Origin of the sequence: Mesorhizobium sp. B2-3-5, from assembly GCF_006442395.1 — a bacterium.
Lineage (GTDB): Bacteria > Pseudomonadota > Alphaproteobacteria > Rhizobiales > Rhizobiaceae > Mesorhizobium.
Genome location: NZ_VFVX01000027.1, coordinates 58,561 through 72,908, shown reverse-complemented (window position 1 = coordinate 72,908; position 14,348 = coordinate 58,561). Strand labels below are relative to the sequence as shown.

Annotated in this window: 11 protein-coding genes and 2 pseudogenes; 3 read left to right on the top strand and 10 right to left on the bottom strand. The window is 61.4% G+C overall.

Annotation, left to right across the window (positions count from 1 at the left end):
• Window positions 1-100: 100 nt before the first annotated feature.
• Window positions 101-421, bottom strand: a complete 321-nt coding sequence (locus FJ958_RS31670; RefSeq protein WP_181176501.1) for a hypothetical protein — start codon at window positions 419-421, stop codon at window positions 101-103.
• A gap of 1,123 nt (window positions 422-1,544) precedes the next feature.
• On the opposite strand from FJ958_RS31670, the pseudogene FJ958_RS32470 reads away from it, so the two are divergent.
• From FJ958_RS32470 to FJ958_RS24315, 3 genes and pseudogenes are all read left to right on the top strand, one after another.
• A pseudogene (locus tag FJ958_RS32470) lies at window positions 1,545-1,826 on the top strand (cyclic nucleotide-binding domain-containing protein); the annotation flags it as partial.
• Window positions 1,800-2,411: pseudogene (locus tag FJ958_RS32465) on the top strand (helix-turn-helix domain-containing protein); the annotation flags it as partial. The pseudogenes FJ958_RS32470 and FJ958_RS32465, both read left to right, overlap by 27 nt.
• 402 nt (window positions 2,412-2,813) lie before the next feature.
• Entirely contained in the window at window positions 2,814-4,313 is a 1,500-nt protein-coding gene (locus tag FJ958_RS24315) for a Fic family protein (protein ID WP_246679738.1), read from the top strand.
• A gap of 578 nt (window positions 4,314-4,891) precedes the next feature.
• Here FJ958_RS24315 and FJ958_RS24310 read toward each other — a convergent pair.
• The 9 genes from FJ958_RS24310 to FJ958_RS24270 form a co-directional block, all read right to left on the bottom strand.
• Window positions 4,892-5,737, bottom strand: coding sequence for an SDR family NAD(P)-dependent oxidoreductase (locus FJ958_RS24310; RefSeq protein ID WP_140746213.1), 846 nt, complete (start codon window positions 5,735-5,737; stop codon window positions 4,892-4,894).
• Window positions 5,738-6,353: 616 nt separating this feature from the next.
• Window positions 6,354-7,121, bottom strand: a complete 768-nt coding sequence (locus FJ958_RS24305; protein WP_140746210.1) for an SDR family NAD(P)-dependent oxidoreductase — start codon at window positions 7,119-7,121, stop codon at window positions 6,354-6,356.
• Window positions 7,118-8,083: a sugar kinase gene (locus FJ958_RS24300; protein WP_140746207.1), complete on the bottom strand. Its 966-nt coding sequence runs from the start codon at window positions 8,081-8,083 to the stop codon at window positions 7,118-7,120. The genes FJ958_RS24305 and FJ958_RS24300 overlap by 4 nt, the downstream gene beginning before the upstream one ends.
• A gap of 20 nt (window positions 8,084-8,103) precedes the next feature.
• Window positions 8,104-9,090: an ABC transporter permease gene (locus FJ958_RS24295; RefSeq protein WP_140746205.1), complete on the bottom strand. Its 987-nt coding sequence runs from the start codon at window positions 9,088-9,090 to the stop codon at window positions 8,104-8,106.
• Entirely contained in the window at window positions 9,087-10,118 is a 1,032-nt protein-coding gene (locus FJ958_RS24290) for an ABC transporter permease (protein ID WP_140746202.1), read from the bottom strand. Before FJ958_RS24290 ends, FJ958_RS24295 begins: the two co-directional genes overlap by 4 nt.
• On the bottom strand, window positions 10,115-11,641 hold the full coding sequence (locus FJ958_RS24285; protein WP_181176500.1) for a sugar ABC transporter ATP-binding protein: 1,527 nt from the start codon (window positions 11,639-11,641) through the stop codon (window positions 10,115-10,117). Before FJ958_RS24285 ends, FJ958_RS24290 begins: the two co-directional genes overlap by 4 nt.
• Window positions 11,642-11,706: 65 nt before the next feature.
• On the bottom strand, window positions 11,707-12,708 hold the full coding sequence (locus tag FJ958_RS24280) for a sugar ABC transporter substrate-binding protein (RefSeq protein WP_210243470.1): 1,002 nt from the start codon (window positions 12,706-12,708) through the stop codon (window positions 11,707-11,709).
• Window positions 12,709-12,771: 63 nt separating this feature from the next.
• Window positions 12,772-13,431, bottom strand: a complete 660-nt coding sequence (locus FJ958_RS24275; protein ID WP_140746199.1) for an L-fuculose-phosphate aldolase — start codon at window positions 13,429-13,431, stop codon at window positions 12,772-12,774.
• Between the two features lie 27 nt (window positions 13,432-13,458).
• A complete protein-coding gene (locus tag FJ958_RS24270; RefSeq protein WP_140746196.1) occupies window positions 13,459-14,235 on the bottom strand; it encodes an SDR family oxidoreductase in 777 nt (258 codons plus the stop codon).
• Window positions 14,236-14,348 lie beyond the last annotated feature (113 nt).

Genomic DNA, 14,348 nt, shown 5'->3' with positions numbered 1-14,348 from the left:
GACAGGCCACCCTCAACCGCCGCGATCACACGCGAACGCAGATCCTCCGATATGGCTCTAACCATGCCTGCTGGCCTGCATATCCAGCCGACATGATGAATCAGATATTCTCGCCGATGGGAATCCCTGGCGATTCCATCAGGTGCTGATTATGCTCTAAGTGGGGTCCCTTCCTCGTGCCTGAGTAAATGGCAGAAACCTGGAGCAACTTCTCGCGCCCTCGAGCCCAGTTCCTCTCGGCTTCGAGCAACTCGTGCTCCCCAGTCAAGCCGTTCATAAATAACTTGAGCAGGTGCGCAGCTAAGCGTTCCCCTTGTTGCGAAACGGGTAAAATGCCGCCCTCTTTGCAGACTGTTTGAAACACGCGGGCAAGCATCCCAATTTCGTTCTCTTCCAAAAACCGCCCTGGATATAGCATCACGTTCTCTCCCAAAGAGCTCCTTGGCCCAGCAATTACCCAAGGTCAGGTCAGCGCGCGATTACCTATGATAGAGGCTCTTCGATTCTGCGGATATAAAAGAGGGCAAAGTTCCTCTGCTCCCCGCCAAATCCTGCAAACCTTCCCGATCCGCGGCGGCCACCCTCGATACCTGGAGAACTTTTGGAACGGAGCATCCCCATTGCTGAAGGTTCGGACGCAAGGCGCAATCTTGCCCCTCCATGCCGAGTGCCGCTATCGCCTCTCCCTCGCCGGTTAGACCGGGCAGGATTATTTCGCGCTCTCGCTGCTCGTCTCGCCAAAGGCGTCGGCTTCAACATTCCAGGCCAGTCAAAACGATTTTTCCTTGCTGCTAACAATTGTGATTCCGCAGGAATAGGTTCCGGGTTTCGTTTGGAAGGAGAAAAAGAGGTAGGGGCGCACGGGTGGAACCATGACGAACCGCGTAAGAAACGGCGGCGGCCTGTTTGAGGCCGCAATGGTCGCGGTCATGGCCTTGGCGGCTATCGGAATCATCCTCGTCATTGCCGTGGGGATTTACTGACGTCATTCAGCCCCGCTGTCCAATCGGCAATTGAGCGGCAAGATAGGTGAGCATCGGGCGCAAATAGAACAAGTTCATTGGTCGCCCGCTTCACAAGGGCCAATCAGGCGCTCGGAAATGAGTGTGCAGCAAGCGCCCTTTAAAAAATCAACGGCGTAGAGCGGAACGAATATCAAATGATGTCGTTTGGTCCCTTTGGGGGCCATTCCGTGGCGCTTGCATCCGACCGCCGCCTTGTACCGAGGCTTCTGGCAGAGACTGGTATTACTGAGGCACAGGCATTGGAGTTGATCTCGCTCCTCGGTGCGAACTGGCCCTCGCTGCTTCGAGAGGCGAAAGCCATGAAGGACAAGCTGAGGCCGCCGGAATCGCCGCTGTAGGCGTGTTTCTGAGTGGCTGGCCCCCTTGCCCGCAAGCCGCTCGCTGACGACGTCGGGAACATTAGCGCCTAATTGCAGTTCGGGACGTAACTCAACCCGGTCACACAATTTGGCACATGTCCGTTCCCCGAATGTTTTGATCCGTAAGCTTCAGAACATCTCTGATCTAACCCAGTCAGACATGGCTATCTTAGAAGGCATCCCGCTTCTGAAGAGGGACTACGCGGCAAACGAGGACATTGTGCGCGAGGGAGATCGACCCACCAAATCATTTGTAGTTTTGGAGGGCTTGGTGGGATCAACCAAGCTTACCGGTGAGGGAAAACGGCAGATTACATCGTTCTTTGTTCCGGGCGATATTCCCGACCTGCACGGAATGCATCTCTCGGTTCTGGACTGCACTTTCTCATCGCTGACGCGCGCCAATCTGGGCTTCATGCGGCACGATGCTATGGTAGCCATCTGCGACCAACATGTCTCCATAGCAACTATGTTTTGGCGCTCTACGGTAATTGATGCAGCAATATACCGGGAATGGGTTACCAACGTCGGAAGGCGCGACGCCTATACTCGTATGGCTCACATATTGTGCGAATTGATCGTCCGCCTTCACTCGATGGGGCTTATCGAGGATCACGTGACCAACCTTCCGATCACGCAGGCAGCGCTCGGCGACGCGTTGGGCTTATCAACCGTCCACGTGAACCGAGTGCTTCAGGAGCTTCGACGCAACGGGTTGATAATGACCGAGGGCCCCCGCTTTCATGCTGTTGACTGGGCCGGGCTCGTCCGAGCAGGAGATTTTGACGCCACTTACCTGCACCAAAGGACCGCGAAAACGTTGTGATGGCGAGCTGGCTCGATGGTGAGATATTTCTTTGAGAAGCTGCGCGTTCACCGCCAGCAGGTGAGCGCATTCATGCTCAAGCACAGCCGTAGCTATCCGAGCAAGAAGAACTGGACGATGCGCTATCTAGGTTGGCTTCAGGAACAGCGGTTCGATCATCCTGCGCATCAGATCGCACTCCAGCAGATGGTCGAGGCGGTGACGGCACCGCCACCAACTGCGAGCGCCGCATATTACGCCAGCGGCCGTTCCTAGCGCCATTATCTTCAATTCCGCCAGCGCACGCCTCATGGCCGCCCCCTTTTTGCAGAACTTGACGCTTCGGCCAAAACGCTTTTTCGTGAAATCCTACAAACGTTCATTGCGGGACGCGCCCGACCGTGCGCAGTGGGCGCTTGACTCAAGCGGAGCATCAAAGCATTGTAATCCAACAGCATGAAAATATTGTAATCCAACAGCACGAAAACATTGTGTTTCCACAACGCGAAAACATTGCGATCTAACGAACCGGGAGGCCGGGCTATGGCCGCAACTGAAAAGCAGAGCCCTCTGGCCCGATCACTCGAAGAGCTAAAGAGGCTGACCCGAGGAGGGAGGACTACGGTGCTCAAGAGCGCCGACATCTCCCGGGTCCATCGCGAGCGGCTTCTCAGGAATGGGTTCCTCGAAAAGGTCATAAAGGGATGGCTGGCCGTCAACTCCAGACCCGGCACGAGACGGCGGGTTGATGACGCTTGGTCGACTGTCTACTGGGAGTTTGCCGAGTCATATTTGAATGCCCGGTTCGGCAGCGAATGGTCTTTGTCTGCCGAGGGGTCTGTCTCCTTTCTTTCCGGACAAAGAGCGGTTCCAGCCCAACTCATCGTGAGAAGTCCGCACGCAGGCAACGAAGTTCTCAAATTGCCCGGCGGATCCTCAATTTTCTTCCTTCGCGGGCCGATGCCAGAAAGCACAGGGCAAGTCGATGGCATGCGTGTGATGGGCGCTGAAGATGCCCTGTGTAATCTGGCTCCCAATTCATGGCGCACCATGGAAACGGATGTAGTCAGCGTCCTCGGATCGATCCGAGGTTCTTCCTCGCTGCTTCGTTACCTCCTGTCGGAAGGACGCAGCACGATAGCGGGTCGCATCGTCGGGGCGCTCAGGATGATGGGACGAAACAAGGATGCAGACGACATCATGTCGGCGATGCAGTCTGCCGGATACTCCGTTCGGGAGGAGAACCCCTTCGACGAAAGCGCCGTGTTCCAGCCAACCTCGATCAGGCCCGGGGGCCATCCGGCCGCGACCCGGATACGGCTGTTGTGGGCTAAAATGCGGAATGATGCATTAAGCGCCTTCGACCTGGAACGCCGAACGATATCGGACAAGGCCGCCTATATGAAGAGCATTGATGAGCGTTACGTCTCCGATGCCTACAATTCGCTGTCGATCGAGGGCTATCACGTATCCGAAGAGCTTATCGAACGCGTCCGCTCCGGTTCATGGAATCCAGACAAAAATGTAGACGACTGGGACCGAAGGAACGCGCTCGCCGCAAGAGGGTACTGGCTCGCCTTCAACGCGGTGCGGGAGGACGTATTTAAGATCATCTCCGGCACGGCACCCGGGCCCCTTCTTTGGGACCGACATCAGGAGTGGTTCCGTCAGATGTTCGCGCCCTCTGTAACGGCCGGCATACTGAAGCCGCACGAACTCGCAGGCTATCGCGGGCACCCGATCTATCTTCGGGGCTCGAACCACGTTCCAACGCCTCACGGAGCGATCCCTGATGCCTTAGAGGCGCTGTTCGATTGCGTTTCCGAAGAAAGCGATCCGCGGGTCAACGCCCTGCTGACGCCGTTCCTCTTCACCTACATCCATCCTTTTCACGACGGAAATGGCCGCATTGGCAGGTTCCTGATGAATGCCCTTCTGGCTGAAGGCGGCTTCCCTTGGACCATCATCCCGTACGATCGACGGGCAGAGTATCTAGCAAGCCTCGAAAGCGCGAGCCAGCAGGAAGACATCAGGCCCCTTGCCAGGATGATCAGTGAGCTTGTTTCATCTCCGCCGCCTCCAAGGCCATCGGAGACCGCTTACCTGTCGTGGCAAAAGCGCTGAGTTGTCCGACTCGGCTTTCACTCAATTGATGAGGGCGCTCAATCGGCCAAGCCCTAGTCTCTCATGTTCCCTGTCAAGGTTGAAGGCAAGAAGGCTCGCGCTTGCGCGATCATTTCGAGGCAAACAGCGGCGCTTCCTCTATCGTCCGGATCTCGATCCTCGGTGCGTGACATCGATCTCCTCGATCCGAGAGCTGGCTTTGGTCGATCTGACCGGGGCCGACGTATGAGCCGGGCGTCGATACCGATGCGAATAAGGCCCGCGATCACCGGCGCGGCCAGGAGTTGTCGGTGAGGACGTGGCGTAAATGGTTCAGTCAGGATGCGCCCAGAGCCGAGCGACAGTGTTGCCGGAAAATGCCTTCGTGACCAAAAAGCGGTCTGTAGGCTCAGCGCAAGCTCATGATCCATTCGTCCGCGCCGCAAGGTGCGTCTCCAGGGAGGGCTTCGCCCTGGTGCCCATGCCGGTCCGTGGTCAAGTAGAGCGCAACCGTGAAACCAGCCTGGGCCAGCAGCCTGGCACAGGCAAAACCAATTCCATCTCCAGCACCGGCACGGTGATGAGCGCTTCTGATTGTGTCACTTTGGTTCCCGCTGGGGGGACGTATCTGCCAATGTTCCCGAAAACAGCGCGGGGCCGCGCGTCTTGAGCAGCGACAAGGACGTATAATCAAGGATCGACAATCCGCCATCGACCACAAGCGTCTGACCGGTGATGAAGGATGCTTCCCCGCTTGCGAGGAAGGCCACCGCTGCAGCAATCTCGTTGGGTGTTCCCATGCGGTTGAAGACACCGGGCGGGACTTCCCACTCGCCCGAGGAGTTCGTGCTCGACGCAGGTTCTTTTTCATCGAGCTCTGTGGCGATCCAGCCGGGGCTGACACAATTCGCCCGGATTCCGAATGGCGCACCCTCGACCGCCAGCGAGCGTGTGAGCGCCTCCACTCCGGCCTTCGCAACGCCGTACAATCCCCAGTTTCCGTGCAGCGTGGCCGTCGATGAGATGTTTACGATCGAGCCACCGCCGCAGTCGCGCATCACCGGAAGGGCGTAGGAGGAGACGAAGTAGGTCGAATCGAGATTGGGGCCGCGCAACTTCGACCAGCGCTGGCCCGGCGATTCATTGGCTTCGATGCCTGACCGGCGGGAGCCGACCCCGGCATTGTTGACGGCCACATCCAGGCTGCCCCATTGAGCAACCGTCCTCACCAGCGCCTCGACCGCCGTTTCGCTTGCAAGATCACACTGGAAAAAAGTCGCTCTTCCCCCCGCGGAAATAATTTCCGCCTCCACTTCCGAGCCCTTGGCACTGTCACGACCGACAAGAGCAAGTCTGGCGCCTTCCTTGGCGAAGTACCGCGCTATTCCACGTCCAATCCCGGAATTGCCTCCAGTGACGATCACGACCTTGTCTTGAAAACGCATCTCACCCGCTCTCCAAATAGTGCCATTAACCTAGTACCTGGCAGCCATGAAAATTTCGCTGCCAACGCCCGATGATCTGAACTGCTGACCTGCGCTTCTAACCCAGCTGCTTCAGAGCCCTCACCTCGCTCCAAAGCGACTTTGACGAGCCGCGCGGTCTCGCTGCGGGCATTTCTGTACTGGCGCGACTATATCCTGCTGACTTCAGCGAGGCGCTTGAACCGGAGGCAAGGCCGAAGCTCCTCGGCGGACGCCCCGCCCAAACAGCAGCCCGCGTCAGAACGCGAACGGCTGCCCTGGGGCTTGCGGGTGCATATAATAGACGACCTACTTGCGCCGCATAGCCGGGCAGCATTGGAACCGGAGGCAGACGGTCCGGTTCTGGAACGATCTTGCCAGAAAGGTGGCTTCCAGACAGTGTGTCGAACACATCGCGATCTGGCTTCATGCCTACGGCCGAGCGTCACCTTCCGAGCCGGGCCGCCTTCCACCAGATGCGCGCCAAACTTGGTGTATCCGCCTGGCAGGAATTCGAGGCTCGAGCAGCCAAACGGTCGACTTCAATGGTTCCACACTCGGCAAGAAGGCGCAGCTGCCGTGCCGCTGAAGCGGATCGTCAGTGATAATAGATGCCGCCGTCGACGTTGAGCGCCTGTCCGGTAACGAAAGCCGAGAGGTCCGAGGCAAAAAACAGCACCGGCCCGACGATGTCTTCCGGTGCGCCGAGGCGCTTCAGCGCGGCAACGTCCTCCCAATGGCGGATCGCGGCTTCGCTGCCCAGATTGTTCTTGCCCATCTCGGTCAGGATGATGCCTGGGCAGATGGCGTTGACGGTGACTCCGTCCATGCCGACTTCCTGCGCCAGCACGCGGGTGAGCGTGATCACAACCGCTTTGGTCGCGGCGTAATGGCCCTGCATCGGCACGCCCTGGCGCCCGGCGATCGAGGCGATGTTGATCACCCGACCCGATTTCTTCTCGCGCATATGCGGCAGCACCGCCTGGCACATCATCAGCACGCCCTTGGCGTTGATGTCGAAATGCGCGTCCCAATTGGCCTCATCGAGATCCTGGAGCAGGCTGGGTCTCAGGATACCGGCATTGTTGACCAGCACGTCGATGCTGCCCGCGGCCTCGAGCAGCGCCTGCGCGGTCGCCTCAATGTCCGTCTTTCTGCTCACGTCCATCGTGTAGACATAGGCCTTGCGGCCCGCCGCCTCGATCTCCCCCCTGGTCACGTCGAGCTCGGCTGCTTGCGACGGCAGATCGGTGATGGCAACGTCGAAGCCCGCCTCCGCTAGCCCTTTCGCGAGCGCCCTGCCGATGCCGCGGCTGGCGCCTGTAACGAGAGCCGTTTTGCCCTTGGCCTCAGGAAGAATGGTCATGCTGCTTCCACCTTTGATGTCTTGACCGGGAGCGAATTCATCACCGCGATCGTGTCGTCGAATGAAACGAGTTTGCCATCGGAGCCAAGCCCCATTGCAACCTTGGCCGCGACCGCGCTGGCAAAGCGCGCCGACTGCCTGAGGTCCCAGCCCTTGACGATACCGACGATGATGCCGGCGGTGAAGGAATCGCCGCAGCCCGTGGTGTCGAAGACCTCGACCTCAAAAGCCGGCAAATGGAAATCCTCGCCATGCTCTGGCGAGACATAGACGCCATCCGCACCAAGGGTGAGGATGCAGTTCTTGACGCCCCTCGCCTTGAAGAAGGCGGCGACGCGGGCCGGATCGCGGTCATGCGCCATCTCGCCGGCCTCGTCGATGCTGGGCACGAAATAGTCGATATAAGGCAGGCAGGGTTCGACCAGCTTCCACGTCTCGGGGGTCGCCTGGATGAGATCGAAGGTGGTGGTGCGGCCAAGCTCCTTGGCTCGCTTCAAAAGCCTGACCGTCGGTTCGCCGTCGAAGCGCTTCAACAGGCCGGTGCCGCCGACATGAACGACGGTGGCGTCAAGGGCGGCGTCGAAATCGGCGGCGGCGACCTCGAACAAGGCGGCGGTGCCCGGCACATGCAGCGCCGGGCGCTCGCCATTTGGCCGCACCGGCAGGATGGTGGACGAAGTCTGGACGCTGCCGTCGCGGCGCACGAGATCCGTCTCCAATCCGTATTTCTTCAGCTTGGCAAGGAACCAGTCGCCCATGTCGTCGGTGCCGAGTGTGGTGACGGCGCGCGTCTTCAGCCCGAGGATCGCGCAGTCCATACCGGTGGCGCCGGCCGTGCCGGCAACCGTCATGCGGATCTCCTCGATATAGTCGGCGCGGCCACCTTCGGGGATGCGCGAGACCGGGCGTCCCAGGATGTCGAGGACGTAGAAGCCGATCGAGCTGACGTCGAATTGTGGCATGATTGACGAACCTTTCGAACTCAATGGGCGGCGCGGCGCAGGCCGAAGCTTGCGGCCAACACCAGGAAGACCAGCACGCCAATGCCGACCTGCTGCCAGTAGAAATTCCAGCCGACAAGCAGCAGCCCGTTCTTGACGATGGCGAGCAATAGAACGCCGAGCAGCGTGCCGATCACCGATGGCTTGCGCTCGCGGCTGAGCGTCGTGCCGATGAAGGTGGCGCCGATGGCGTCGAGCAGGAAAGCATTGCCCGACAGCGGCACGTAGGACTTCACCGTGGCCGACAGCAAGATGCCGGTGACGCCGGCGAGCAGCGCGCAAAGCACATGCACCATCGACAATTCGCGCGACACGCGGATGCCGGAATACCAGGCGACGCCGGGCTGCGCGCCCATCGCCTGAACATAGCGGCCGAAGACGGAACGATGCAGCAGGACGTGAACCGCGAAAGCCAGGACGATCAGGACGATGACCGGCGTAGGCACGCCGAACAAAGCGGTGCGGGCGATGGCGTTGAACTGGTCGGCGGCATAACCGCTGGTGAGGTAGATCGGCTGGCCGCCGCTGGTGGCGAGCTGCTGCGTGCTCTGGCCGATGAAGAGCACGCCGAGCGTCGCCAGGAATGGGCTGATGTTGAGCCTGGTGATCAGGATCGCATTCAGCACACCGACAATCAACGCGGCGCCAAGTCCGCCGGCGACACCGGTCACGCCGCTGTAGCCGGCGGCCAGAAGCATGACGAAGACCATGCTTGCCATGTCGACGGAGACGCCGACGGAGAGATCGATGCCGCCGGACGAAATAACGATGGTGAGGCCGAGCGCAACGATCGCCAGCATGACGACATTGTTGACCAGCACGTTGAAAAGGTTGGCCGGCGTCAGGAAGGTCGGGCTTGCCACCGAAAAGAAGATGACAATGGCGGCAAATGCGATCAGCACGCTGTATTTGGCGAGGAAGCCGCGCAGGCTCACCTTCGCGGTGTTGTCGTTGGCCGAGACGCTCATCGCGAACCCTCCGAACCGCGGGCAAAGGATGTGATGGCCACGACCAGCAGGATCAGCGCGCCCTGCACGCCGTTGACCCAGTAGCTGGAGACGTTGAGCAGCTGGAAGCCGTTGGCTAAAAGACCTATGAACAGCACGCTGAGCAGCGTTCCGCCCATGGTCGGCACGAAGCGGCGCGAAAAGACGGTGCCGAGCAGTGCCGCCGCCAGCACCGACAGAAGCAGCTCGCCGGAACCGGGCGTACTGGCCGAGAGGCGCGAGACGGTGAGCACGCTCGCCACCGCCGCGCAGAAGCCGCTCAGCACATAGGTGAAGGACACGTAGAACGGCACGCTCAGACCGGCCGCGCGCGCCGCCTCGGGATGCCCGCCGACAGCGTAGAGCCTGAGCCCGAACGCCGTGCCGTGGATCACCGCGATCATGATCGCGGAGAAGACGATCAGCGCCCAGGCAAGCGCGGAGATGCCGAGGAAGCTGCCGGAGACCAGCACGCCGAGCAGCGGGGAGGATGCGCCGACGACCGTGTTCTGAGTGAGCGTGAGTTCCATGCCGGCCGCGACGTTGAGCACGGCAAGCGTTGCGAGCAGCGGCAGGATGCCGAGGCCGACAACGGCTACCGCGTTCAGCGCACCGACCCCCATGCCGACGGCGATGGCCGCGAGCACGGAGAGGAAGTCGCCATAGCCCATCGACAAGAGCGTCGCGTAGACGGCGGCGCAGAGCCCCATATTGGCGGCGATCGACAGATCGATGCCGCCTTCGGTGACATCGGAGCCGCCGCCAATAATGACGGCCGTCATGCCATAGGCAAGCACGCCCAGGATCGCCGACTGCTCGACGACGTTGATCAGGTTGAAGGTCGAGTTGAAGCCCGGCGCGAAGATGACGAAATAGGCCATGATCGCAGCGAAGGCGGCGATCGCGCCGAGCCGCACGACCAGCGCGCCAAAGCGCCGGCCGGCGCTCTTGGCAGCGGCTTGTTTTTCGTCGGGAACACTGGCGTCGGCGTGCAGAGTGGTCGCGCTCATGCCGCTACTCCATCGGCGCCCGAGCGGGCACCGGAAGAGGCCGCCAGCAGCGCATCGCTGTTCATCGACGGACCGGAGAAGCTGGCGGCCAGCCTGCCGCGATAGACGACGAGTACGCGGTCGCAGACGCCGACAAGCTCAAGCAGGTCGGAGGACAGAAGCAGGATCGCCGCCCCCTCTCCCGCCAGCCGGTTCAGGAGATTATAGATCTCGACCTTGGCGCCGATATCGATGGCCACCGTCGGCTCGTCCAGCACATAGACGCGCGACTGGCAGCTCAGCCATTTGGCGATCGCCACCTTCTGCTGGTTGCCGCCGGAAAGCTCGCGCACCAGCGCGTCGCGATGCGGCGTCTTGATCGACAATTCCTTAACCAGGCCGTCCACCGCCTGGTTCTCACTGCCGCGGCTGACTATGCCGCTGCGCGAATAGCGGCGCAGGCTGGCCAAAGAGATGTTCTCGCGCACCGACAGTCCGAGCGCCACGCCATGCGCGCGGCGGTCTTCCGGCAGCATGGCGATGCCGTCGCGCACCGCCTTGACCGGCGTCGACAGCGCAAGTTCCCTGCCTTCGACGTTGATCGAGCCGCCATCAGCGGTCTTGAGACCGAACAGGCACTGGACGACCTCCTTGGCGCCGGAGCCCAGCAGGCCGGTGAGGCCGACGATCTCGCCGGCGCGCACGTTGAAGCCGATGTTTTCGAAGCTGCCGCCGAGGCGCAGATTGGAAACCTCCAGCACCGGCGCGCCCAAAGTGACCGAGCGCTTGGGAAACATCTCGCCGACCTCGCGGGCGATCATCATCGAGATGATCTCGTCGATTGGCGTCTGGCGCGGATCGACGGTGCCGACATCGGTGCCGTTGCGCATCACGGTGACGCGGTCGCAGAGCTTCTCGATCTCCTGCATGTAGTGAGAAATGAAGACCACGGCGATGCCGTCGTCGCGCAGCCTGCGCAGCACGTCGAACAGGCTGTCCACCTCGCGCTTGACCAACGCAGCAGTCGGCTCGTCCAGCACCAGCACAGATGCTTTTTGCGCCAGCGCCCGTGTGATCTGCACAACCTTCTGCTGCGCGGTGGTCAGGTCCTTGACCAGCGTTCCCGCCGGCAATTCCATACCGAAGAAGTGCTTCAACAGGTCGGCGGCCCCGCGGTCCATGGCACGGCGGCTGACGAATGGGCCGAGGCCGATTTCGTGGCCGAGGAACACGGCCTCGCCGACGGTCGCGGTCGGCACCAGCAGCCTGTCCTGGTGGATGAAGTGGACGCCGAGCTTTTCGACCGAGGCCGGCGTGAGCGAGGATACGGTCTCGCCATTGATGAGAATAGTGCCGCTGTCCGGCTTGATGATGCCGGCCAGCACCTTGATGATCGTCGACTTGCCGGCGCCGTTCTGGCCGATAAGGCCGAGGATCGAGCCGCGGGCGATCTCGAGGTTCGCGTTCTCCAGCGCGCGCACCGGACCGAAGCGCTTCGATATGCCCGTCATCGACACAGCAATGTCACGCTTTGCTGTCTGCATGGCCATGAATCCTGGTTGGATGTGACGGGCAGCCATTAGGTTGGCTGCCCGCCGTTTCGTCCGCTCTATTTAACGCCAGCCTTCTCGGCTGCGTCGAGGAAAGGCTTTCCTTTTTCGGCGGCATTTTCCTTGTTGATCAGCACCGCCGGGACGAAGGTGAAGGGCGGCACTTTCTGGCCGGCCAGATACTTGGCGACGTTGTCGACGGAGGTCTTGCCGATCTCATAGGGCTGCTGCGCCGCGACCGCGCCCGCCGACGACTTCGGGTCCATCACCATCTTGATGACTTCCGGGCTACCGTCGATGCCATAGGTCTTGACCTCGGTGCGGCCGGCCGCCTCGACCGCCTGCGTGGCGCCGATCTGCGGCACGTCCCAGCAAGCCCAGACCGCGCCGATCGAGCCCTTCTCGGGCGACTTGGTCAGCATGTCGGTGACGTTGGAATAGGCGCTCTGCACCGTGTTCGGGATGACATCGCGCAGTTCCGGCTCGACGATCTTCACATCCGGAAACGAGGTCAGCACGTATTTCAGCTGGTCATAGCGGATCTTGCATACCGGCACGCTGTAGAAGCCGTTGAAGACCAGCACGTTGCCCTTGCCGCCCATTTCGGCGACCATCTGCAGCGCGATCTCGGCGCCGATGTTGTAGTTATTCGACGTGGTGTTGTTGATGGCGTGCGGCGTGGCGGTGTCGACGGTGAAAAGCGGGATGCCGGCGTCGCGGATCTTCTGCAGCCACGGGTTCAGCACTTCGAGATTGCCGAGCTGCTCGACGATGGCGTCGGGCTTCTGCGCGATCAGCGTCTGCAGCTGGGCGATCTGCTGCTGGTCCTTGCGGCCGGCGTCGAGGGCGATCACTTCGCCGCCGAGTTCCTTCACGCGATCCTGGATGCCGCGAAACGCCATCAGGTCCCAGTAGTGGTCTGTGCCGATTGCGGAAACGCCGATGCGCTTGCCCTTCAGCAACAGCTCCTCGGCGGACGAGCCGGAGATGGCGGCCAGGCTGCAAGCCGCCGCCAACCCCAAAGCGAGCGCCCTGACGACGCCTTTCATTGATCTGGTCATTTCAGTTCCTCCCTTGTTGATCGCACCGGGTCTTCCCGGAGGATTTCTATGAAGTGAGCGCGCTCAGGCAGCTGCCTCCTTGTCGCGGAGGCCATAACTGGCCATGCGCTTGATGACGTTTTCAATCTCTTCGTCGGACAGGACCGGCGGTTGGCCGATCTGCAAGGCGCCGTGGTACTGGCGCGCCAGCGTCTCGACTTCGACAGCAAGCCACATCGCCTGGCTCAAGCTTGTGCCGACGGCGATCATGCCGTGCTGCGCGAGCAGGCATGCCTTGCGGTCGCGCAGCGCCTCCACCGCATGCGCCGACAGCTCGGCGGTGCCGAAGGTGGCATAAGGAGCACAACGGATGTCGCTGCCGCCGGCTACGGCGATCATGTAGTGGATCGCCGGTATTTTCATGCCCATGATGGCGATCGTGGTGCAGTAGGTCGGATGTGCGTGGACGACGGCCATGACCTCGGGCCGCGCCTTCATGATGTCGAAATGGAAGCGCCATTCGCTCGATGGCGGGAGGCGGCCGTCGACCTCACCGTTCCAGTCCATGAAGACGATGTCTTCGGGCACCAGCGTGTCGTAGGGGGTGCTGGTCGGTGAGATCAGCATGCCGTCGCCATGGCGACAGCTGATGTTGCCGGATGTGCCCTGGTTGATGCCAAGCGCGTTCATCTCTATGCAGGCGTCGATGATTGCCTGGCGCACCTCTCGGTCCGAAACGGTCATGCGATATTCCAATCCTTGCTCAATCCGTCACCAGGCCGTGTAGCCGCCGTCTATCGACAGGATCGCGCCCGTCACGTAGCTCGACGCCGGCGAAGCCAGGAACAGGATGGCCGAAGCGATCTCCTGTGGCTCACCGAGCCGCCCCATCGGCGTCATGTCGAGCCAGGTGTTGAAGAGTTCGGGACGCTCACGCATCTTCAGCGTCATCTCGGTGCCGACATAGCCCGGCGCCAACGCGTTGACGCGCACGCCCGATTTTGCCCATTCGACCGCAAGCGCCTTGGTCATCATGTGCACGGCGCCCTTGCTGACCATGTAGGACGGCGCTGTCTGCGGACGGTTGATGATCAGCCCCGACATGGAACCCAGATTGACGATCGAGCCCTTCCCTCGGGCGACCATGGAACGGCCAAAGGCACGCGAGGCCCAGTAGACGCCGTTGACGTTGACATCCATCACCAGGCGCCATTCCTCGTCCGGTGTGTCGAGCGCGGTGTTGAGGCGGGCAATGCCGGCGCTGTTGACCAGAATATCGACCTGACCGAAATCTTCGACGATCCCGGCGGCCATTGCCTCGACGGCGCGCGGATCGGTGACGTCGAGCACGCGGCCCTCGACGCTTGCGACCCCGCCTGCCTTCAGCATTCCCGCGGCCGCATTCAGGCCGCTTGCGTTCATGTCGAGCAGGACGACGCGCGCGCCGCAGGTACCGAGCGCCCTGGCGGCCTCGAAGCCGATGCCGCTGGCGCCGCCGGTGATTACGGCGACCTCGTCCGTGAGGTCGAATTGCGACCGGTAGTCCATGAACGTCCTCCGTCAGGACCAGGCTTAAGCGTGGGCAAAATCTTCCCTTCGCCGCCGAAGCGGCGCCTCAAGCCGTGTCGATCCTGAGAATGCCTCCGGGTCAGGCTCCTCCC

What these genes read in the sequence shown, in the direction of transcription:
- FJ958_RS24295 (WP_140746205.1), bottom strand. Translation starts at nt 9,090, where the DNA reads ATGAGCGTCTCGGCCAACGACAACACCGCGAAGGTGAGCCTGCGCGGC.
- FJ958_RS24275 (WP_140746199.1), bottom strand. Translation starts at nt 13,431, where the DNA reads ATGACCGTTTCGGACCGAGAGGTGCGCCAGGCAATCATCGACGCCTGC.
- FJ958_RS24285 (WP_181176500.1), bottom strand. Translation starts at nt 11,641, where the DNA reads ATGCAGACAGCAAAGCGTGACATTGCTGTGTCGATGACGGGCATATCG.
- FJ958_RS24290 (WP_140746202.1), bottom strand. Translation starts at nt 10,118, where the DNA reads ATGAGCGCGACCACTCTGCACGCCGACGCCAGTGTTCCCGACGAAAAA.
- FJ958_RS24300 (WP_140746207.1), bottom strand. Translation starts at nt 8,083, where the DNA reads ATGCCACAATTCGACGTCAGCTCGATCGGCTTCTACGTCCTCGACATC.
- FJ958_RS24305 (WP_140746210.1), bottom strand. Translation starts at nt 7,121, where the DNA reads ATGACCATTCTTCCTGAGGCCAAGGGCAAAACGGCTCTCGTTACAGGC.
- FJ958_RS24310 (WP_140746213.1), bottom strand. Translation starts at nt 5,737, where the DNA reads ATGCGTTTTCAAGACAAGGTCGTGATCGTCACTGGAGGCAATTCCGGG.
- FJ958_RS24280 (WP_210243470.1), bottom strand. Translation starts at nt 12,708, where the DNA reads ATGACCAGATCAATGAAAGGCGTCGTCAGGGCGCTCGCTTTGGGGTTG.
- FJ958_RS24270 (WP_140746196.1), bottom strand. Translation starts at nt 14,235, where the DNA reads ATGGACTACCGGTCGCAATTCGACCTCACGGACGAGGTCGCCGTAATC.